Raw genomic sequence first — 19,234 nt, 5'->3', positions numbered from 1 at the left:
CGACGCCCTTTTTTGTGGCCATTTATCCGGGTATTACATGCCCTGATTGATGGTGGTCAGGTTGCCATTGCCCAACTGTGTGACGGTGGCCGAAAAACCGGTGCCAGACTGTGAACCGGCGACGGCGTTCATGTCACCGGTTTGCGTCACAGTCAGGCTCAAGTCATTGCCATTCATCTCAAACGCGCCGGAGCCATCCAACTCTCCGCCGATGGTGTTATCGAAACCGGTTTGCGTCAGCATGGCGTAGGCATTGTCGCCACTGACCAAGAGATCGATGCTGTTCATGCCCTGATCGGCATCGGCTGCACCTTTCTGCTCAGTGGTGATGGTGCTGTTGGTCACGCCATTGAGCACCAAGTTGGCTTTATTGTCGTTGTCGTACTGATCGACCATGACCGTCGTGTTGTTGACACCATTGCCATCGACGGTGGCGATGTTGCCGTTCCCCATCTGGGATACAGAGAAGTCAACGTAGGTATTGTCGTTGTACCAAGCGGGTTTTTGGCCATCCAGGTTGATGGTGGCCTGGTTGCTGTCACCCTGCTGGTAAGCAGAAACGTCGTTAAAGTCGGTGCCATCTTCCTGTGTCAGGTAAGCTTGGTTGCTTGCCCCGTCCTGGGTGATGGCAAAGCCGACGTCCTTGTTGTCATCGCCACCGTTGTTGGCGATGCGGGCGATGTTGCCATCGCCATTTTTTTGCAAAATGGTGAAGCTGTTGCGATCGCCACTGCTGCCAGTGTTGTTCACTGTCGCTTGGTTTGAGCTGCCGTCCAGCTGCTTGACGTCAATGGTGTTGGCGTCGCCGCCCCAGCCATTATTCACCACGGCACTGTTGCCCATCCCATTGCTCTGCAGGATGCTGATGTTGTTTTCTTCAGCCAGCGCGCCATTGTCGATGCTGGCGAAGTTGTGGTCGCCGTTTTGCGTGATGGTAAAGCCGCCTGTGCGGGTACTGGTATCGCCATTATCATCACTTCCGTCGTCGTTAGTGATGCGGGCGTAGTTGTCGTTGCCGGTTTGCATCACTGCAACGTGGTTGTCGTCAGCCTGAGAGCGCCGGCCGCCGTTGTTTTGAATTTCAGCCACGTTGTTGTCGCCGATCTGATCGGCTGCAATGGCATTATCATCCCCTTCGCTGTCAATGAGCAGGTTGTTACCGTCACCGCTCTGTTTGACATCGGCCACCGTGCTACCGTCGCCATCGACGGTGATGGAGAGACGGTTACCAACGATGCCAGCGCCATTGCGGCTGCCGCCGTCATTGGTGCCATCGCCGGCTTGTTGCAGTGCATTGATGACGTTATTGGCGCCATCGACATCGACGACCATCTGCTGGTTGTCTTGCGCTGCTGCGGTCGCACCTTCCTCGCCAACCTGGGTTAATACCACAGAGTTGCCGACGTCGCTGGCGTCGGTCACTTCCAGTTCAACAACGTTTTCATCGCCGGTCTGATCCACCAGAACGTCGTTATTGTCACCTTGATAGATCTCAGCCACCACTTGGTTCATATCACCATCTTGGTTATAGGTGATGGTGTTGCCTGAGCTGTCGGCGTGGGCCAGGATCTCGGCAGTATTGTTACCGGTTTGGTTGATGGTCAGGGTGTTGCCGGTACCTTGGTCATTTACTGTGGCTGAGTTGCCAGCGACAGCGCTAAAGCCGGTCATGCTCAGAGCCAGGGCTAGGGCGGAGTAGCGAAAATTGGGTTTCATTGTTCAATCCTTTTTACATGCACCAAATCAGGCCTCTGGCGTCCATCGTCAGAGGCCTTGTTGTCATTACTGCTGTGTGATGAAGGCTTGGTTGGCCGAGCCGGTTTGGCTGATGTTGGCGGTATGGCCAGTGCCACTAATATTGAAGTAGGCAAAGTTGCCTTCTGCGGCGAGGGTGCTGTCCTGAGTGATGTCGATGTTATGACCGCTGCCATTGACTGAGCCGACAATCACGTTGTCGTCGCCATATTGAGCCGCATCAAAGTCACTGTTGTCTGCGTTAAGTACAAAGTCACCACCAGCGAAATCACCGTCATAGGCGGTCGCACGGGCATCGGAACCGCCGATCTGGTTACCGCTGCCATCTTGCATCAGGCTTGCCATGCTCAGACCGTCGCCGCCAACCAACAGGTCGATGGTGTTCATGGCATCGCCTTCGCCGCCAACCTTTTGATCAACGGTGACGTGACTGCTGCTCAGGGTATCGGTGACGACATTCGCGCTGTTCATACCGTCTTGGGTGACCAGGATGGTATTGCCACCGGCATGCTCATTGGTCACGCTGGCAAAGTTATCGCCGGTCTGATCGATACTGATGGTGTTGTTGCTGGCATCGTAGGTGATACCGCAGCAGTCGTAACCTCGGCCATTGATGATGGTGGCTTCGTTGCCCCACTGGGATTCCGCGCTACCGCCTCGCTGGGAGATAGATAACGTGTTATTGGACTCGTTGAAACGGTTGTCGATCTCTGCTTTATGGAAATCGCCGCTTTGGTCGATGGTCAGGGTGTTGTGCTCGTTCCAGCCTCCGTTGGTGATGGTGGCGTAGTTGTCGTTACCCAGCTGGTTGATGCCCAAGCCCACAAGGGTGTCGCTGTCGGGATCGCCAAGGTTGTCGGAGCCGTCGTTGTCGATGCTGGCGTAGTTATTATCGCCGACTTGACTCAAATCAACGTTGTTGTGGTTGGCGCCTACCTTGTAGGCGTTGCCACGGTCGTTGTAGATAAACGCGGTGTTGTCGAGACCATCCTGTTCGGCATTGATGAGGCTGTGGTTGCCGGATGCACTGATGGTCAGGCCGTTGTCGCCACCGGTTTGGGTCGCGTTGACAGTGTGATCGCCAGGGTGGTTGTCTTGTGGCTCACCATTCATGAGTGGACGCAGGACATCGATGTCCATGGTGTTGATGCCGCTGGTCGTGGTTTGCGTTGCGGTGACTTCGGCACCATTGGCAACCACTTCAATGTTCATGGTGGTGCCATTCGATGCCGGGGCCGTTTGAGTGGCCTTCACGACGTTGTTGTCACCGGTTGAATTGGCAACGATCTCTGCAGCTTGAACACCAAAGCCGGTGCTCATCAGAGCGGCGGCGACCAGTGACAGTTTGATTTCCTTTTTCATCATTCTCTCTCCATAGTGGCCGCAGTAGCTGGCCGAGTTTTACCGGCAATATGACCGGCGGTGGTTGTCTGTGCCGCAAACGCTGGGCTTGCAACACAATTTGAATCGTTTCTCTTACTAAAAGCGCATGGTCCAGGACTGCATGTGATCCCCTATCTGTTCAATGGAGATGGGGGTTTGGCCGAAGCTGACGACATCGGTGTGGTTGTAACTGCCGTTCTGGATGATTTGGACATCGCTGCCGTAGCCCGGTTGCAGGATGTGGGCTTCATTGCCGGTCCCGTGTTGGTCAATGCTCAATACGTTGTTGCCACCGAGCTGGGTGGCCAGGACGCGGTTGTCACTGCCGCTTTGGCTGATGGTGGCGTGGTTTTGGCTGCTGTGGGGCGACATGCCCTGCACCAGATGAACGGTATTGGCATCGCCTTGTTGGCTGATCTGTGCGGTTTGGACGCTGCCCTCTTGCGCAAGGGCAATGCGATTTTGTGTGCCTTCGCTTTGATTCAGCTGGGCGAGGTGTCCCTGTCCGGATTGCGCCAGTGCCACGGCATTGCCTTCCGCTTCCAGCAGCGCGGGCAGCCCGGTGCGTTCAAGCAGGTTCTGCAATAGCAATGTGTGTGGGTCAGCAGAGGCTGCGTAGGAGCTCAGCAGCAGGGCCGACGTGGCGACAATCCGTTTCATCAGTGGCTCTCGTCCTTGAGTTGCCCCTATGTTGGCGGAGGCGCGGCGGGGGCCATATCGCCTCTCTGAGGGGTTTTGAAAAGGCTTTAAAAACGCTAAGTCGTTGAAATGGTTGAGCTGCATTCAAATAGGGAGTGGGCGGGGGAGGTGGGGCTAGTTCTTTTGGGGTAGCGCCTGGCTTTATGGGCTAGTCCGATACATTGACGGCAACATAAAACAAAAACGCAGCCGATGGGCTGCGTTTGCGTTGTACTTTGTATGTGACGCTTTGGAAAAACCGGGGGTTTAGCTGTCTGCGGCGGTCCAGAAGCCCTTGTCGACGCCGCGATTGATGATCTCTATCACGGCGGTTTCCAACGCTTGTTTGACGCACAGCTGAACCGGCTCATTGGTGGTGTAGCCCATTTCAGCCTCTGCCAGACGGTTCAGGCTTAAGTAACGGAAAAATCCGGCGCGCAGTTCTTGCGAGAAGATGTGCTTGGTGGCCGACACTGACAGCAGGATCTTGCCTGTATGGACGTCTACGGCGCGCAGATAGAGGGTGATCTGATCTTTGCGATACAGCTCCGACGCCCCAATGCCATAGTATTCCAGGCCAATACCACCGGTGGACACGTCGGTGTCGTAGGCGACGATGCCGCCCTCAAACAGCAGCCGGGCGTCGGTCAGGGTCGGCAGCGCCTCGGCGTCTTTGCCCTTGCCCTGGCGATTGATTTTTCGCTCGGTCAGCAGGTTTTGCAGGCCTTCCCGCTCCACCGGAGTAAACCAGCCCGTGTCCATCAGGGTTTGGGTCAGCATGGCGGTCGCGCCCTGCGTGACGGCGGTGGAGAAGGAGCTGACGTTGGCCTGGGGCTTGTATTGTCCGGTCTGATCGCGAAAGGCGTAGACCGCCACGGGAATGGGGAAGGCGGGTTTGGATTGCTCATGAAACTCTTCCATCAGCTCGGTTAGGGGGTCGATCTCCGCATCCCGGCCAAACTGTGGTTTGGGGATCATGCCGCAACCGGCTAGTGAGACGATCAAAAACAGTGTAAACAGCGACCTCATCTTACCCCTCCAGCCTTGGCATGGTGATGATGGTGACTTCGCCGGTGGCGATATCGGTGATGTGCACCACGATGTTCAGTGGGTCGTCATCAAACACTTCAACGATGAAATCGCCGGTGTTGTAGAGGCCAGCGGCAAAATCGCCATTGGAGATCTGCCGAGTAAGGCTGTAAAGCAGGTTCCGTTCCAGTGAATCCTGAAAGCGTTCGACAAAGCTGGTTTCGGTGCGCTCCGCTTCGTGGTCGTTTTGTGCCTGAGCTTTACCCAATAAAAAGCTGCCGTTTAACGGGTTTCCACCAAAGCTTGGGTTGATGGGTTGGTAGACCAATTGCGATGCGCTGACGGTACCAGCACAGCAAAGTGCACTGATCATCAAGATGAACTTGTTGGTGCGGGGCGTAAACATAGAGAACTCCCTTCTCTTACTGTTGGGGTTACCACACTTCTTCCTGAGTGCCGAGCATGATGTTGGCTTTGACTTGGGCCACGTGGTCGATGGTGCGCAACATGGCTTGATCGGCCCGTTCTTTGACGTCGTTGTAGCGGCGGCCGAAATAGGTTTCAAAAACTTTGGTGTTGTTCACCTCTATCCACAGCCGGGTTCCGGCCTGGGGATAAACGGTTTCGAATACGGTGACGTTAAAGCCGGTGGTACCGGGCAGATCACGCCAATAGCTGGCGTAGTAGTAGATAAAGTCTTTACCGAAACGGGTCAGAGTCCGATCGACTAGGATCCCATCGAGCTCAATGTCGTCACTGTAAGCCGGGCCGCTAAGCAGGGCGCACAGCAAAACGGCGATCAGGCGGGCTGCGCCGATCCAGCCTTTGGGTTGTCTGTGACGATGTCGAACGCTCGGTTGCATACTTCGCACGCCGTTAGTTTAAGTGACGGAGTTATAAGGTAATTTCGCACGGTATCTAACGCCTATCCCCCAAATGGACAGTTTCCAAGGGGGCGCTAGTGCGAAAGAACTAGTTCTTCATGTAGAGGGAAGTGTAGAAGCCCATTCCAGAGGTGTTCGAAGGCGCTGTCCAGGTAAGTGCTTTGCGTGGCTTTTTGCGGATGAAGGATAAAGTAATGCGCGCTGGCGAGAAAATGGCTGTGGCAGAGGGCCAAGGTGAGATCCATCGGTGCAGATCGCAGCAAGCCTAGGGCACTGCCTTGCTCAAGCATCCTTGGCACAAAGTGCAAGAGCTGCGTCATCGCTTGCTGCTCCAGGTGCTCATCCCGGGCTGGACTGTGGTAGAGCTGGCCGATGAATTTGAGTGCATCGGGGTGGGCCAGTGCCCACCCCAGTGCGCAGTCCCAGTAGTGTCGTGCCTGGCGCTTGAGATCGTCCTCTTCCTTGCTCGGCTCAGCCGCCAACGCGGCGTCGGCCAGTTGCTGCTTGATCTGCCAGTAGAGCGCCTGGATCAACGCCTCTTTACTGGCGAAGTGATGAAACAGGGTGCCGGTGGCGACGCCGGCGCGCTTGGCGATCTGCGCGGTGGCGGTCGCCTCGATCCCCTGCTGGACAAAGAGGTTCAGCGCCGCATCCAGGATCTGCTGCTTCTTGCTGGGCCGGTTTTTTCCGAGCCCAGGATCTGCTGTCATTGTCTGACTTGTCATGGCTGGTGTCCGACCTAGCGTACCAGCAGCTTGAGCATCATTTTATGGATAAAGCGGTTATAGGGGGGATGGGCCAACGCCCCGCTGGCGAATCGGCCCTGAGTAAGCACGGTCTTGGCTTTGGAGAAGGTTTGGAAGCCTTCAAAGCCATGGTAATGGCCCATACCGGAAGGACCGATCCCGCCAAAGGGGGCATCGTCTGCAGCAACGTGCATCAGGGTCTCGTTGATGGCCACACCGCCGGCATGAGTCTGCTGGATCACTTGCTGTTGCAGTTCGGCATTGAAGCTCATCAGATACAACGCCAAGGGGCGTGGGCGGGCCTGGATCTGGGCGATGGCGTCGTTGATGTCGGTGTAGGTGATCACCGGCAGCAGCGGGCCGAAGATCTCCTCCTGCATGATCCGCATGGTGTCAGTGACGCCGGTCAACAGGTGTGGGGCCAATCTGTGGTTGGCATCGTCTCTTGGGTGATCGCATACGGGATGCGCTTGGGCGCCGGCCGCAGTGGCCTCGGCCAGGGTGTCTATCAGGCGCTGATACTGGCGGGGGTTGATCACCGATGTGTAGTCTTGACTGGCGAGTCCTGCGGGGTAGCACGTTTGGAAGTAGCGGCGATAGGCGTCGATGAAGGCGTCTTGTTTGCCTTCGGGCAGCAGGATGTAGTCGGGGGCAACGCAGATCTGCCCGGCATTAAGGCTTTTGCCAAAGAAGATCCGCTTGATGGCGTCGTCGATCCCCATGTCATCGGCGATCAGTACCGGCGATTTGCCCCCCAACTCCAGCGTCACCGGCACCAGATTATCGGCGGCGGCGCGCATCACATGGCGGCCGACTGTGGTAGAGCCGGTAAAGAACAGATGATCAAACGGCAGTGCGCTGAAGGCGGCTGAGCGCTGGGCTTCTCCCTCGATCACCGCCACTTCGGTATCGTCAAACTGTTCGGCCAGCAGAGTTTTGAGTACGCCGTTGGTGGCGGGAGTAAATTCTGACAGTTTGATCATCGCTCGGTTGCCCGCCGCCAGCACGGTGATCAGCGGCGAGAGGGTCATAAACACCGGGAAGTTCCAGGGGACGATGATGCCGACCACGCCCAGAGGCTGGTAGTGCACCTTTACCTTGGCTGGCGCGACCATCATGCCAGCATGGCGGGCGGTGGGCTTGAGCCACTTCTTCAGCTTACTCTTGGTGTATTTGAGCTGATTCAGGCTGGGAAGGATATCCGCCATAATGGAATCAAATTCGCTGCGGTGACCAAAATCTTCGCTAAGGGCTCTGGCCAGTGCGTCTTTATGGGTGATCAGCCCTTTGTGCAGACGCTCCAGTTTGTTCTGGCGCTCTTCCAGAGTCGGATAAGGGTGCGCCTGAAACGCCTTGCGCTGGCTTTCCAGAAGGGATTGGAGATCGTCATCGATAGGGTGATGATCGACGGTAGGGGATGGGCTCTGATCCATAATGGCTCCAATAGGCGGCACGTGATTGACGGGGAGATCTGAAACCGACTGATTAGTCGGTCACTCTTTAATCAGAACTTACGCCAAAAAAAACGGCCCGACAAGGGCCGTGTGGATCTGAGTCGAGTTTACTTCAGCAGTTGCTCAATGGCCTGGAGGACTTTGGCGTCGTCAGGCTGAGTGCGAGGCGACCAGTAGTCGACCAGGGTGCCGTCGGCATCGACCAGATATTTATAGAAATTCCATTTGGGCGATCCCCCCTGGCGGGCCAGCTCAGCAAAGATGGGATCGGCCTTGCTGCCGCGCACCGACGTGGTACTGAGCATGGTGAAGGTGACGCCGTAATTGACGTAGCAGACGTCGGCGGTTTCCGCCTCGTCGTCGGATTCCTGGAAAAAGTCGTCAGAGGGAAAGCCCAGCACCACCAGGCCTTTGTCACCATAGGATTGGTGCAGCGCCTCTAGCTGTTTGAACTGGTCGGTGAAGCCGCAATGGCTGGCGGTATTGACGATAAGGACGGGTTTGCCGTCGGTAAGGGCACAGAGATCGACCTGCTCCTTGCTGTGCAGTCGGCGTTTTTCGGTGTCGAGCCAGTCCGGGCAAGCCGCGAGGGTGGTGGTGCTGGCAAAGATCAGGCTGGTCGCCAACCATTGCATACGTGTCATAAGAGGCTCCGTGCGTTAAGGGCTAGTTCCATTACGAACAAGGCGAAGTGTTGGTTCACTTCGCCTTGTTAAGTATGCCACCCAATTGGGCTTGTGGGGGAGGGCGGCGACTTTGACCGCCATACCGTTACAGCGTCAGGGTCTCGACGCCGTCGGGCTTACCGAGGATCAGGACATCGGCGCCGCGTTGGGCAAATAGGCCGTTGGTGACAACGCCTGGGATGTTATTGAGGGCCTGCTCTAGGGCCTTCGCCTCGGTGATCTTCAGGTTATGCACGTCGAGGATCTGGCAGCCGTTGTCGGTGATGCAGCCTTCGCGGTAGATAGGATCGCCGCCCAGCTTGACGATCTCCCGGGCCACAGCGGCGCGGGCCATTGGAATAACCTCAACCGGCAGCGGAAAGGTGCCCATGACGTCGACCAACTTGCTGCCATCGGCGATGCAGACGAAGGTTTTGGCGATGGAGGCGACGATCTTCTCGCGGGTCAGGGCGGCGCCGCCGCCTTTGATCATCTCCATCTGATGGTTGATCTCATCCGCGCCATCGACGTACACCGACAGCTCGGTCACGCTGTTCATGTCGAAGACTTCAATGCCCAGGGCTTTGAGCCGTTCGGTGGAGGCCTCTGAGCTGGAAACCGCCCCTTTGATCTGATCAGCGATGGTGCCCAGCGCGTCGATAAAGTGGTTGACGGTACTGCCGGTGCCAACGCCGACAATGGTATTTTTTTCAACGTGCTCCAGTGCGGCCCAACCGGCGGCTTTTTTCAACTGATCTTGAGACATGGGAGATCCTCCAGGGAGTTTTGGCGCCGATTATAGTGATCGGGATCGCCCCTGTCGCGGCAAATCTTTAATTTATTGGGGGATAACAATAGGGAGGGAGAAAAAGGGGCAAGTGGTACGGTTTGCGGGGGCATCATGCGCTGCGTGAGCCAACCGAAGCAGGGATCTCCGGTTGGCGGTTTGAGGCGCGCCGGGTGTCAGGGCGCGCCGGGTGTCAGGGCGCGCCTTAATGGATCAGCTGGCCTTGGCTTGCAGCACCTGAGCGCCGCCGATCTGGATCTTGCGTGGCTTGAGCGTTTCGGGGATCTCACGGATGAGATCGATGCTCAGTAAGCCATTGGTCAAGTCGGCGCTGTGCACCTTGACGTGATCCGCCAGGCGGAAGCGGCGTTTAAAGCTGCGCTCGGCAATGCCTTGATGCAGGAACTGGCGTTTTTGCTCGGAGCGCTCAACCCGGCCTTCGATCCGCAGGGTGTCGCCTTCTACCTCGATATCGATGTCGGCCTCGGCAAACCCGGCCACGGCCATGGTGATGCGATACTGGTTTTCTTCCATCAACTCGATGTTGTAGGGCGGAAAGCCTTGCTGTTCATTGCGATTGGCTTCGTCCATCAGTTGGGCGAAGCGGTCGAAACCGATGGCGGAGCGGTACAGTGGGGTGAGATCTAACGTACGCATAATGTGTGTCCTCGATTGAGCAACTAAAGGTTTTATTCACCGGCCTCATCGTGAGCACCGGCTGGGTTTGATGTGCGGATCCTATTCAGGCCCCCGCAACAAGGATGTGGGATCCCGTCTCTCGGTTTTAAAGGGGGGCAGCGGAAAAATGTGCATTATTTCAAAAATAGCGCGCGCCGCGCCGGGGGGGGGATCGTGTATGGCTTGGCTTTTAAAGGAGCTATTTCTTTGAATATTAGGTGGTTGCACAGCGCGTCGGCATGGCTGTAACGGTTTATGGCAGTGTCATCGTCGGTCGATGTGCCGATCGCAAGTGGTTGTGTAATTTACAGTGTTAAGCCGTGCTGTTAGCTTGTGTGGCCCAACGATAACGATAAAAAAGGAATTTGCTCATGAGTCTCAGTGAGACCCAACGAACCCCGTCGACGCTGGTGGATCGCATCGAAGCGATCGGTAAGAAGATCCCCGATCCCGTCATCATCTTTATTTTCCTGTTGGCCTTCGCCATGGTGCTCACTGGCCTGATCGGCGGCCACACCTTTGAGACGCTCGGTAAAGATGGCGGCATGGTCGAGTATTCCATCAACAACATGCTGGCGGCGGAAAACGTTCGCTGGATGTTTGATAACGCCATTCTGGCCAACTGGCTGGGCTATGGCAATGGCGTGCTGGGCGTGATCCTGGTGGTCATGCTGGGGGTGGGGATCGCCGAACATTCCGGTTTCTTGACGGCGGTGATCAAGGGACTGGGCAGTCGTCTGAGCGAGCGAATGATGGCGCCGGCGGTGATCTTCTTAGGGATCATGAGCTCGATGGCGACGGACGCCGGCTATCTGGTGTTGATCCCCCTGGCGGGCCTGCTTTATGCCGGACTGGGCAAGAATCCGCTGATCGGCATGGCGGCGGCGTTTGCCGGTGTCTCGGCCGGATTCAGCGCCAACCTGCTGCCCGCCACGCCGGTGGATGTGATCATCGGGGTCAATGCGCAGGCGTTCGCCGAGGCGCAAGGCGTGCCATTTGAGAGCAGCACCGGGCAGGCGTTAACGCCCGCGACCATGCACTACTACTTCATTCTGGCCTCAACCTTTATGTTGGTTGTGGTGGGCGGTTGGGTGACCCGGCGTTTTGTTCAGCCGCGGCTGGAGAAGATGGAGTATCAGTTGCCGGAAGAGATCGATCTGTCCGACTTCCAGCTCAAGCCGGTCGAGCGACAGGGACTGAAGGCGGCGGGGATCGCCTTTCTCGTCAGTCTGGGTTTGTTGTTTGCTCTGGCGACTGGCCCACTGGCGCCCTACACCAATGAGGCCGGGCGTACGGTCACTCCCTACCTAGATAATGTCATTATCTTGATCGCCATAATGTTTGCCATGGTGGGTCTGGCCTTTGGCTACCGTACCGGCAAATTTACTCAGCTGGCGGATGTGGTGCAGGCGATGGTGAAGCAGATGAACAGCCTAGGCTACATCATGGTGCTGACCTTCTTCTGCTACAACTTTTTGGGCTTGCTCAAGCATTCTGAGCTGGGCACCTACATCACCTACCTGGGTGCGACCTTCTTGGGCGGGTTGGGGCTCGAGTCGTTCCCGGTGGCGCTGATCATCGGCTTTGTGGTGGTTACGGCGCTGATCAACCTGTTTGTCGGCGGCTTGGTGTCCAAGTGGATGCTGCTGGGCCCCATCTTCATCCCCATGCTGTATCAGGTGAATCCTGATATGACACCGGACATGGTTGCTGCGGCCTATCGGGTGGCGGATTCATGCACCAATATCATTACGCCAATGATGGGGTATGCCGGGGTGATCTTGGCCTTTATGCGCAAATATAAGCCGGACTTCACCATCGGCGAGATGATCATCATGATGGCACCTTACTCGGCCGCCTTCCTGATGGCCTGGTCGCTGCTGCTGATCGGCTTTTTCAGCTTTGGCATTCCGCTGGGCTTCTAAGTCCGTCTTCCATGCCGATTGTGTTTGACCAACGCCGCTCCGAGAGCGGCGTTGGTCGTTAACAGTCAAAGGATCGTGATTGTTTCACTGTGCTGCATACGTATTCATCGAAAAACGTATGCAACGGGCTGCCGAACCAGGCAATCGTGATCGGCGACATGGGCAGGGCGTTGTCGGCACCGGGCGTGGGGGTGTTTGACCCTGTGGCTGGACATTCGCCGACAACGACCGGGATGAAAGGGCAGAGGGATGGAGCGCAATAACAAGCTGGGATCGCTTTCGGTCAGGCTGACGGCGCTGGGCAGTCTGGCCTGCTTTTGGCGGGCGGCGGACTCGCAAATGAGTAACTTTATGGCGATGCCGGCGCGTGCTGGCGTCGATCGTTCGAGTCAGCTGTGTACAACAACAGCTGACGATCGCCGGGCAACTCCAGCAGGACGCGACCGCAAAGGGGGGCGAAGTTGGATCGGTTTCAGCTCTAGCGCCGCCGGCTCAGCGTTAGCAGCGACAAGCTGGGCTGGCTTTGAGGGCCGAGGCCAGTGGCATTGGCAGCGGGCTGGGACGACCGGTTTGGGTGTCGACGCAAACCACGGTCGCACTGCCTAAGGTGGTGATGCACTGCTGCGCCTGACTGTACACCGCGTACTCCATGCTGAGGCGGTCATCGCTCAGTTGGGTGATCCGGGTGCCCAGCAGGAGCTGATCGGGAAAGGTTACAGGACGGCGATAACGGCATTGGGTTTCGCTGAGGATCGGCGCCAACCGCTGGCCCATCAGCGATTCCATAAACTCAAACCGGCGGAAGAAGTGAATACGGATGTTTTCGAAATAGCGAAAATACACCACGTTATTGATGTGGTTGAGGGCATCCATCTCGCCCCAAGCCACCTGCTGCTCCATCCATACCGGGTAGTCTTGCTTGAACTGTTCCATTTTCAAACGTCCGTTTAATTATTGAGCGCTCAGGTTATCAATCCACAGGTGGGTGCGTAAAGCGCCATGGGCCAGAAAGCAAAAGAGAGCCGGAAAGGCTCTCTTTTGTTTTGGCGTTTGGGCTTAACGTCCCGACTTTTTGGCCACCTTGCGGGCGCGCAGTTGGCGCTCGCCGGCGGATTGGTCGGTCGGGTTGTTTTCCCGGGCACGCTTGCGGGTATAGCGCTGTTTGTTGTGCACCTCGTAGATGAGGTTGGTGCGATCCTTGACCTCATAACCGGGTTGGTTGATGCGGTGGATGTTTTGCTCGATCAGCTTCTCGATCTGGGCGATGGACAGCTCTTCGTCGCGACCAACAAACGAGATGGCGTGGCCACGCTCTCCGGCCCGGCCGGTGCGGCCGATACGGTGGACATAGTCTTCCGCCAGAAACGGCACGTCAAAGTTGACCACGTAGGGCAGGCCTTGGATATCCAGACCGCGGGCGGCAACATCGGTGGCCACCAGCACCCGCAACTTGCCCTCTTTGAATTCACGCAAGGCGCGGCGACGAGCGCCTTGGGTCTTGTCGCCGTGGCAGGCGTCGGCAGGTACGCCGTATTTGTTGAGCTCGGCCACGACCGCATCGACGCTCTCTTTGTAGTTGGCAAACACCAGCACCTGGCGCCAGTTCTTACGGCCGATCAGCTCGACGATCAGATCCAACTTACGGTTTTCATCCACCGGATAGATCACGTGGGACACGGTTTCTGCAGTGCTGTTTTGCGCGGCGACGGACACCACAACCGGGTTGCTCAGCGCCTGGGTGGCCAGCTGCTTCATTTTCGGTGGGTAGGTGGCGGAGAACAGCATGGTTTGATGCTTGGGTGGCACCAACTTCATGATGCGGGTCAGCTCGCTGGCAAAGCCCATATCGAGCATGCGATCGGCTTCGTCCAGCACCAGGTGCTCCACCTGGCTGAGGCTGACGTTGTTTTCGGCGACGTGCTCCAGCAAGCGACCCGGCGTGGCAACCAGCAGATCGACACCGGCGTGCAGCGCAGCGGTTTGGCTGCTCATCTTGGTGCCGCCGTAGACAACGGCGACGCTCAGCTCGGTGTGCTTGGCGTAGTCACGGCAGTTTGCGGCGATCTGTGCGGCCAGCTCTCGGGTCGGTGCGAGGATCAGCGCGCGAACCTGTCGGCCTTGCTGCATCTTGGGGCTATCCTGCAGTTGCTGCAGGATAGGCAGGGCAAAGGCGGCGGTCTTGCCGGTGCCGGTTTGGGCGTTGGCCAGGATATCGCGACCCTTGCGGGCGGCGGGGATGGCTTTGCGCTGAACGGGCGTCATCTTGTCGTACCCGCACTCGGTAACGGCACGAACAATTTCGGGGCCAAAGCCCTGGGATGCAAAACTCATGGTGATTTCCTGACCGACTGAAAATTAAGGGCGCAAATTATACCTGATCGATCATAGCTTGTCGGTTGCGATCTCGAAATTCCTTGTCTGAACCGGCTCAAGTTAAAACGCTCGTTCAAATCGACGATGGAGGCCTTACTGGCTTTATGTCATGCTGCGGGCAAATCTTTGCGGAGGATCACGGATGAAGTTTGAAGGCACCTCGGAATACATTGCGACGGACGATCTGCAGATGGCGGTGAACGCCGCCGTCATCCTGCAGCGGCCTTTGTTGATCAAAGGTGAGCCGGGCACCGGTAAAACCATGCTGGCGGAGCAGGTGGCGGCGTCGTTGGGCAAGCGTCTGTTACAGTGGCACATCAAGTCCACCAGTAAGGCACAACAGGGGCTGTATGACTATGACGCGGTGTCCCGCTTGCGGGATTCCCAGTTGGGCAAAGCCGAGGTGGAGGATGTGCGTCACTACCTGAAAAAAGGCGCTTTGTGGCAGGCGTTTGAGTCGGATGAGCAGGTGGTGCTGCTGATCGATGAGATCGACAAGGCCGACATTGAGTTTCCTAATGATCTGCTGGTGGAGCTGGATAAGATGGCCTTCTCAGTCTACGAGACCGGTGAAGTGATCCGCGCTAAGCATCGGCCGATCGTGATCATCACCTCCAACAACGAAAAGGAACTGCCGGATGCGTTTCTGCGTCGCTGTTTCTTCCACTACATCCGTTTTCCCGATGAAGCCACCATGCAGCGGATCTTGGATGTGCACTTTCCTCAGCTGAAACGCGATCTGGCCCGGCGCGCGTTGGAGCGGTTCTTTGAGTTGCGGGAGATCCCCGGCCTGAAGAAGAAGCCCTCTACCTCCGAGCTGGTGGATTGGCTCAAGTTGCTGATGGCAGATGATATCTCCGTCGAGGCGCTGGCGGGGGATCTGCGCCAGGCGGTTCCACCGCTGTATGGCGCCTTGGTGAAGAACGAGCAGGACGTGCAGTTGCTGCAACGTCTGGCCTTTATGACTCGCCGGGATTGAGCCCATGTTGATCGGATTCTTTCGCTGTTTGCGCCGCGCGGGGTTGCCGGTGTCGATCAACGAGCAGTTGCTGCTGTTAGACGCGCTCAGTCAGGATCTGGCCTTTGGCTCGCTGGAGGAGTTCTATCTGCTGGCCCGCACCTGCTTGATCAAGGATGAGCGTCACTACGACAAGTTTGACCGCGCCTTTGGCGCATTTTTCGATGGGTTGGACAGCCTCGATGGCCTGGATGAGGGGGCGATCCCGCCGGAGTGGGTCCAGTCGGACTTCCTTAAGGCGCTGACCGAGGCGCAGAAGGCGCAAGTGCAGTCTTGGGGCGGGCTGGATAAGTTGATGGCGGCGTTCAATGAGCGTCTGAAGGAGCAAAAAGAGCGGCATCAGGGCGGCAATAAGTGGATCGGCACCGGTGGCACCTCCGCCTTTGGTAATAGCGGTTATCACCCGGGCGGCATTCGCGTGGGGGGAGAAAGTCGCAACAAGTCGGCTGCCAAGGTGTGGGATAAGCGCGAGTATCGTAACTTCGACGATGAGGTGGAGCTGGGCACCCGCAACATCAAGATGGCGCTGCGCAAACTGCGGCGCTTTGCCCGCAACGGTGCGGCGGAGGAGCTGGATCTGGATGACACCATCCGGTCGACCGCCAACAATGGCGGCATGCTGGATGTCAAGCTGGTGCCTCAGCGGCACAACGCCATCAAGGTGTTGCTGTTCTTTGATGTGGGCGGCTCGATGGATCCGCACATTCAGATGTGCGAAGAGCTGTTTTCGGCCTGTCGCAGCGAGTTTAAGCATCTGGAGTATTACTACTTCCATAACTTTATCTATGACTTTGTTTGGCGCGATAACCGCCGCCGTCACGCGGAGGTGATCCCGCTGCTGGAGGTGTTGCGCACCTACCCCAAGGACTACAAGGTGATCTTTATTGGCGATGCGTCAATGGGGCCGTATGAGATCAGCCATCGCTACGGCAGTGTCGAGCAAATGAATGAAGAGCCGGGGGCGGCTTGGATGCAGCGCCTGACCGAGCAGTTTGAACGGGTGATCTGGCTCAATCCGGAGCCTCAGTCGCAGTGGCGTTACACCCAAAGCATTGCCATGGTGCAGCAGCTCGTCTCGGCTCGCATGTATCCGCTGACGCTGGAGGGGCTTGAGCGGGGCATTCAGACGCTGCTGACGGGGCGGTAACGGGTTGAGTTTGGGACGCTGAGGCGCTCTGGAAAGGGGGACAGAGGCACCGGTGGCGGGCGCGTTAACACCCCTTGTCTCGTTGCTCAGCCTGCCAGCGCAAAAGCCACCATCAGCAAGATGGGCAGGGTGATCACGCTGAGAAAATTGCCAAACAAGATGATGTTGGAGGCCTTCTGTGGCTCGATGTTGTAGCGCTCAGCAAACAGGTAGTTCATCACTGCGGGCGGCAACATGGCGAACAGTAACATCATCTGCAGGTGCAGCGTAGGCAGGGGGATCCACCAGTAGATCAGGCCAAAGCTGACGGCACCGGTCAACAGGCTGATCCCTGTGCCGAGCAGGCCGAGATAGAGTCCGGACCAGCGCAATTGACTCAACTGGCCGCCAAGCGCAATCAGCATGAGCGGGATCGCCGCTTGGCCAGCGAGTTCGGCGCTTTGCACGATGGGCGGCCACACCGGGATCTGCAGCAGGTTGATGGCGATCGCCAGCAAGGCCGAAGGGGCCAACGGCGAGCTGAATAGGGATCGTATCGAGAAGCGGCCTTGGTAGATCAACAGCCCGACGGTCATATGCAGCAGCGCAGAGACCGCAAACAGCAGGACCGCCGCGTCTTGCGCCGCCTCGCCAAAGGCGAAGGCATAGAGGGGGATCGCCAAGTTGCCTGCATTACGGAACATATTCAGCGGTGCCCACAACCGAAAGGGTTGGTTCAACCAGTGGCATAGTGGCCACAACAGCAGGCCGGGTAGCAGGAGTGCGATCAGCCCCGCTTGCAGCAAGGGGCCGTAGAGTCCACGGGTCAGATCCAGCTGCAGCAGGGAGGTGAAGATCAGTGCGGGGACACACACTGCCATGTTGATGCGATTGAGCGGAGAAAAGTCTGGCGCAACGGTTTTTGCCAGGCCATAACCGCAGAGGACGACTGCGAAGAGGGGAAACAAGATGGCAGCAATGGTGCTGAACATGACTACTCCTTTAGGGATATATTACCTCGCTCCGCTCGAAGGCTGTCACACTTTATCATGAGGGAAATGCGTTTCGGTGGCTGGATGTGAAACCATAAAGGTGTAAGTTAAACGCAACAATGCCGCACGCACCTTAGCCAACAGATATTGAGGATCTATGCGCACAAGAAGTCAGGGTTTCATCGCACTTGCTGTTTTACCACTGTTATCGGCTTGCTTTGGGTCGAGCCAGCCACCTAATGGCAGCGTGAGCGAGGATTGGCAGGGGAGCTTTCCCGCGGAATACGACAGCTGGGCGAAGACCGAACTGACGGAGTCGCGGCAAGACGTGTTGGCTCAGCGCCCGGCCTTAGTGGCGCTATGGGCGGGGAGCCCTTATGCCAAAGAGTTTCATACGCCTCGAGGGCATCAATACGCGGTGGCGGACGTGACGCAAACGCTGCGGACTGCGGATGGTAGCGGCGATGCAGCGTGCTGGACCTGTAAGACACCGGATGTGCCACGCTTGATGGATCTTCATGGCGAAAATGGCTTTGCCGCGCATACCTTTGCCCAGCTGGGTGAGGGGATGGGTAATGCGGTGGGCTGTGCGGATTGCCATGCGCCTGGCAGCGGCGAGCTGGCTCTATCGCGGCCGCATGCCGTCAACGCGATGAATAAGGTCAAGCAGCCTTTTGAGCAGCAAAGTGTGGCGATGCAGGGGGCGCAAACGTGCGGTCAGTGCCATGTGACCTATTACTTCCAGCCGGAAGAAGACAATAAGGTGAATATCCCCTGGATCTTTGGCAGTACGGCCGATGATATTGAGAAATATCTTGATACCCGGCGCTTCTACGATTGGGTTCATCCGGTGTCCGGTGTGGCCGTGATCAAGGCCCGCCACCCGGAATATGAGCACTGGAGCCGCAGCCAGCATGCCAAGTTGGAGGTGACCTGCGTAACCTGTCATATGCCGGAGCGTCAGGATGATAACGGCCGGGTGTATCAGGATCATCAGATCGGCTCAGCCATGGCCAATTTTGATGTCGCCTGTGCCGGTTGTCACAGCAGCCAAAGCCAGTTGGAATTGCGCCTGGCCGAGAGTAAAGCGGCCATCGATGCGGCGCGGACCGAGGTGGAAGCGCTGCTGGTACAGGCGCACTTTGAGGCCGGAGCCGCCTGGGGGGCGGGCGCACAGTGGGAGCAGATGCAACCGGCCCTGACCGATATCCGCCATGCCCAGTGGCGTTGGGATTTCGCGACGTCGTCTCACGGCACCTATGCCCATAACCCGGAAGAAGGCTTGGCTTTGTTAGCGACCGCACGCCGTCAGGCCAACATGGCGCGGGCCCGATTGGAAATGGTGCTGGAGATGTACGGTGTTGACGAGGTGACGTATCCAGATCTGTCCAGTAAGCAAAGCGCGCAACAAGCGCTGGGGATCCACCTGCCTGAGCTGGAAGATGAGAAGCGTCGCTTTATCGAGCAGCAGGTGAAAGACCACTGGCCGGCTGCGACACAGCGGGGATATTGATGGTCAGCTGTCAGCAAAAGCAAAAGCAAAGCGCTGGCTGCATGTGCCTTCGGCACGGCGGTATGCGCTGCGCGCGGGCTTAGGCGACTTCGTCGCGGCGGTATCGGCTGCGCCGAGGCAGAGCAGGCAGAGCAGCTTTAAGCTTTAAGCTTTAAGCTGTCAGCGATCAGTAAGAGCAGGGCGGGCAGAGCAAGCGCCGTGTTTAGCTTTGGCTTTTACGTGCGCAGC

18 protein-coding genes are annotated in these 19,234 nt (G+C 57.4%); 4 read left to right on the top strand and 14 right to left on the bottom strand.

The window, feature by feature from the left end; all coding sequences use genetic code 11:
• Positions 1-33: 33 nt before the first annotated feature.
• From ABEA08_RS04375 to ABEA08_RS04325, 11 genes are all read right to left on the bottom strand, one after another.
• Positions 34-1,716 carry a beta strand repeat-containing protein gene (locus ABEA08_RS04375; protein WP_345333672.1) on the bottom strand — a complete coding sequence of 561 codons (1,683 nt, stop codon included), beginning with the start codon at positions 1,714-1,716 and terminating at the stop codon, positions 34-36.
• A 66-nt stretch (positions 1,717-1,782) separates the two neighbouring features.
• Entirely contained in the window at positions 1,783-3,117 is a 1,335-nt protein-coding gene (locus ABEA08_RS04370) for a hypothetical protein (protein WP_345333670.1), read from the bottom strand.
• 117 nt (positions 3,118-3,234) lie between these two features.
• On the bottom strand, positions 3,235-3,798 hold the full coding sequence (locus ABEA08_RS04365) for a hypothetical protein (protein ID WP_345333668.1): 564 nt from the start codon (positions 3,796-3,798) through the stop codon (positions 3,235-3,237).
• Between the two features lie 285 nt (positions 3,799-4,083).
• Entirely contained in the window at positions 4,084-4,845 is a 762-nt protein-coding gene (locus ABEA08_RS04360) for a CsgG/HfaB family protein (RefSeq protein WP_345333666.1), read from the bottom strand.
• 1 nt (position 4,846) lies between these two features.
• On the bottom strand, positions 4,847-5,251 hold the full coding sequence (locus ABEA08_RS04355) for a curli assembly protein CsgF (protein WP_345333664.1): 405 nt from the start codon (positions 5,249-5,251) through the stop codon (positions 4,847-4,849).
• A gap of 28 nt (positions 5,252-5,279) precedes the next feature.
• Positions 5,280-5,708, bottom strand: coding sequence for a curli production assembly/transport protein CsgE (locus ABEA08_RS04350; protein ID WP_345333662.1), 429 nt, complete (start codon positions 5,706-5,708; stop codon positions 5,280-5,282).
• Between the two features lie 95 nt (positions 5,709-5,803).
• Positions 5,804-6,454, bottom strand: a complete 651-nt coding sequence (locus ABEA08_RS04345) for a TetR/AcrR family transcriptional regulator (protein WP_345333660.1) — start codon at positions 6,452-6,454, stop codon at positions 5,804-5,806.
• 14 nt (positions 6,455-6,468) lie between these two features.
• On the bottom strand, positions 6,469-7,908 hold the full coding sequence (locus tag ABEA08_RS04340; RefSeq protein WP_345333658.1) for a coniferyl aldehyde dehydrogenase: 1,440 nt from the start codon (positions 7,906-7,908) through the stop codon (positions 6,469-6,471).
• Between the two features lie 128 nt (positions 7,909-8,036).
• Positions 8,037-8,573 (bottom strand): glutathione peroxidase, encoded by a 537-nt coding sequence (locus ABEA08_RS04335; RefSeq protein ID WP_425557324.1) that lies wholly within the window; start codon positions 8,571-8,573, stop codon positions 8,037-8,039.
• Between the two features lie 127 nt (positions 8,574-8,700).
• Positions 8,701-9,360, bottom strand: a complete 660-nt coding sequence (gene rpiA / locus ABEA08_RS04330; protein ID WP_345333656.1) for a ribose-5-phosphate isomerase RpiA — start codon at positions 9,358-9,360, stop codon at positions 8,701-8,703.
• Positions 9,361-9,594: 234 nt separating this feature from the next.
• Positions 9,595-10,038 (bottom strand): Hsp20 family protein, encoded by a 444-nt coding sequence (locus ABEA08_RS04325; RefSeq protein ID WP_345333654.1) that lies wholly within the window; start codon positions 10,036-10,038, stop codon positions 9,595-9,597.
• A 392-nt stretch (positions 10,039-10,430) separates the two neighbouring features.
• On the opposite strand from ABEA08_RS04325, the gene ABEA08_RS04320 reads away from it, so the two are divergent.
• Complete coding sequence (locus ABEA08_RS04320; RefSeq protein WP_345333652.1) at positions 10,431-11,984, top strand: AbgT family transporter; 1,554 nt, start codon at positions 10,431-10,433, stop codon at positions 11,982-11,984.
• Positions 11,985-12,482: 498 nt separating this feature from the next.
• Here ABEA08_RS04320 and ABEA08_RS04315 read toward each other — a convergent pair whose 3' ends face one another.
• Both ABEA08_RS04315 and ABEA08_RS04310 read right to left on the bottom strand, forming a co-directional pair.
• Complete coding sequence (locus tag ABEA08_RS04315; protein ID WP_345333650.1) at positions 12,483-12,917, bottom strand: acyl-CoA thioesterase; 435 nt, start codon at positions 12,915-12,917, stop codon at positions 12,483-12,485.
• Positions 12,918-13,040: 123 nt separating this feature from the next.
• Positions 13,041-14,315 carry a DEAD/DEAH box helicase gene (locus ABEA08_RS04310; RefSeq protein WP_345333648.1) on the bottom strand — a complete coding sequence of 425 codons (1,275 nt, stop codon included), beginning with the start codon at positions 14,313-14,315 and terminating at the stop codon, positions 13,041-13,043.
• Positions 14,316-14,499: 184 nt separating this feature from the next.
• On the opposite strand from ABEA08_RS04310, the gene ABEA08_RS04305 reads away from it, so the two are divergent.
• Together ABEA08_RS04305 and ABEA08_RS04300 are read left to right on the top strand one after the other, a co-directional pair.
• Complete coding sequence (locus tag ABEA08_RS04305; RefSeq protein ID WP_345333646.1) at positions 14,500-15,336, top strand: AAA family ATPase; 837 nt, start codon at positions 14,500-14,502, stop codon at positions 15,334-15,336.
• Between the two features lie 4 nt (positions 15,337-15,340).
• Positions 15,341-16,522 carry a vWA domain-containing protein gene (locus ABEA08_RS04300; RefSeq protein WP_345333644.1) on the top strand — a complete coding sequence of 394 codons (1,182 nt, stop codon included), beginning with the start codon at positions 15,341-15,343 and terminating at the stop codon, positions 16,520-16,522.
• An 86-nt stretch (positions 16,523-16,608) separates the two neighbouring features.
• Here the strand turns inward: ABEA08_RS04300 and ABEA08_RS04295 are convergent, their stop codons facing one another.
• Complete coding sequence (locus ABEA08_RS04295) at positions 16,609-17,493, bottom strand: AEC family transporter (protein WP_345333642.1); 885 nt, start codon at positions 17,491-17,493, stop codon at positions 16,609-16,611.
• Positions 17,494-17,740: 247 nt separating this feature from the next.
• On the opposite strand from ABEA08_RS04295, the gene ABEA08_RS04290 reads away from it, so the two are divergent.
• On the top strand, positions 17,741-19,006 hold the full coding sequence (locus ABEA08_RS04290; protein WP_345333641.1) for an ammonia-forming cytochrome c nitrite reductase subunit c552: 1,266 nt from the start codon (positions 17,741-17,743) through the stop codon (positions 19,004-19,006).
• The last annotated feature ends 228 nt before the right edge of the window (positions 19,007-19,234 follow it).

Origin of the sequence: Ferrimonas pelagia (genome assembly GCF_039543565.1) — a bacterium.
Taxonomy (GTDB): domain Bacteria; phylum Pseudomonadota; class Gammaproteobacteria; order Enterobacterales; family Shewanellaceae; genus Ferrimonas; species Ferrimonas pelagia.
Note: the sequence above shows the minus strand (reverse complement) of the source record. Positions and strands in the feature narration are given on the sequence as shown.

Excerpts from the sequence above, each read along its gene's own strand:
- ABEA08_RS04375 (WP_345333672.1), bottom strand. The coding sequence starts at position 1,716 with ATGAAACCCAATTTTCGCTACTCCGCCCTAGCCCTGGCTCTGAGCATG.
- ABEA08_RS04370 (WP_345333670.1), bottom strand. The coding sequence starts at position 3,117 with ATGAAAAAGGAAATCAAACTGTCACTGGTCGCCGCCGCTCTGATGAGC.
- ABEA08_RS04365 (WP_345333668.1), bottom strand. The coding sequence starts at position 3,798 with ATGAAACGGATTGTCGCCACGTCGGCCCTGCTGCTGAGCTCCTACGCA.
- ABEA08_RS04360 (WP_345333666.1), bottom strand. The coding sequence starts at position 4,845 with ATGAGGTCGCTGTTTACACTGTTTTTGATCGTCTCACTAGCCGGTTGC.
- ABEA08_RS04355 (WP_345333664.1), bottom strand. The coding sequence starts at position 5,251 with ATGTTTACGCCCCGCACCAACAAGTTCATCTTGATGATCAGTGCACTT.
- ABEA08_RS04350 (WP_345333662.1), bottom strand. The coding sequence starts at position 5,708 with ATGCAACCGAGCGTTCGACATCGTCACAGACAACCCAAAGGCTGGATC.
- ABEA08_RS04345 (WP_345333660.1), bottom strand. The coding sequence starts at position 6,454 with ATGACAAGTCAGACAATGACAGCAGATCCTGGGCTCGGAAAAAACCGG.
- ABEA08_RS04340 (WP_345333658.1), bottom strand. The coding sequence starts at position 7,908 with ATGGATCAGAGCCCATCCCCTACCGTCGATCATCACCCTATCGATGAC.
- ABEA08_RS04335 (WP_425557324.1), bottom strand. The coding sequence starts at position 8,573 with ATGACACGTATGCAATGGTTGGCGACCAGCCTGATCTTTGCCAGCACC.
- rpiA (WP_345333656.1), bottom strand. The coding sequence starts at position 9,360 with ATGTCTCAAGATCAGTTGAAAAAAGCCGCCGGTTGGGCCGCACTGGAG.
- ABEA08_RS04325 (WP_345333654.1), bottom strand. The coding sequence starts at position 10,038 with ATGCGTACGTTAGATCTCACCCCACTGTACCGCTCCGCCATCGGTTTC.
- ABEA08_RS04320 (WP_345333652.1), top strand. The coding sequence starts at position 10,431 with ATGAGTCTCAGTGAGACCCAACGAACCCCGTCGACGCTGGTGGATCGC.
- ABEA08_RS04315 (WP_345333650.1), bottom strand. The coding sequence starts at position 12,917 with ATGGAACAGTTCAAGCAAGACTACCCGGTATGGATGGAGCAGCAGGTG.
- ABEA08_RS04310 (WP_345333648.1), bottom strand. The coding sequence starts at position 14,315 with ATGAGTTTTGCATCCCAGGGCTTTGGCCCCGAAATTGTTCGTGCCGTT.
- ABEA08_RS04305 (WP_345333646.1), top strand. The coding sequence starts at position 14,500 with ATGAAGTTTGAAGGCACCTCGGAATACATTGCGACGGACGATCTGCAG.
- ABEA08_RS04300 (WP_345333644.1), top strand. The coding sequence starts at position 15,341 with ATGTTGATCGGATTCTTTCGCTGTTTGCGCCGCGCGGGGTTGCCGGTG.
- ABEA08_RS04295 (WP_345333642.1), bottom strand. The coding sequence starts at position 17,493 with ATGTTCAGCACCATTGCTGCCATCTTGTTTCCCCTCTTCGCAGTCGTC.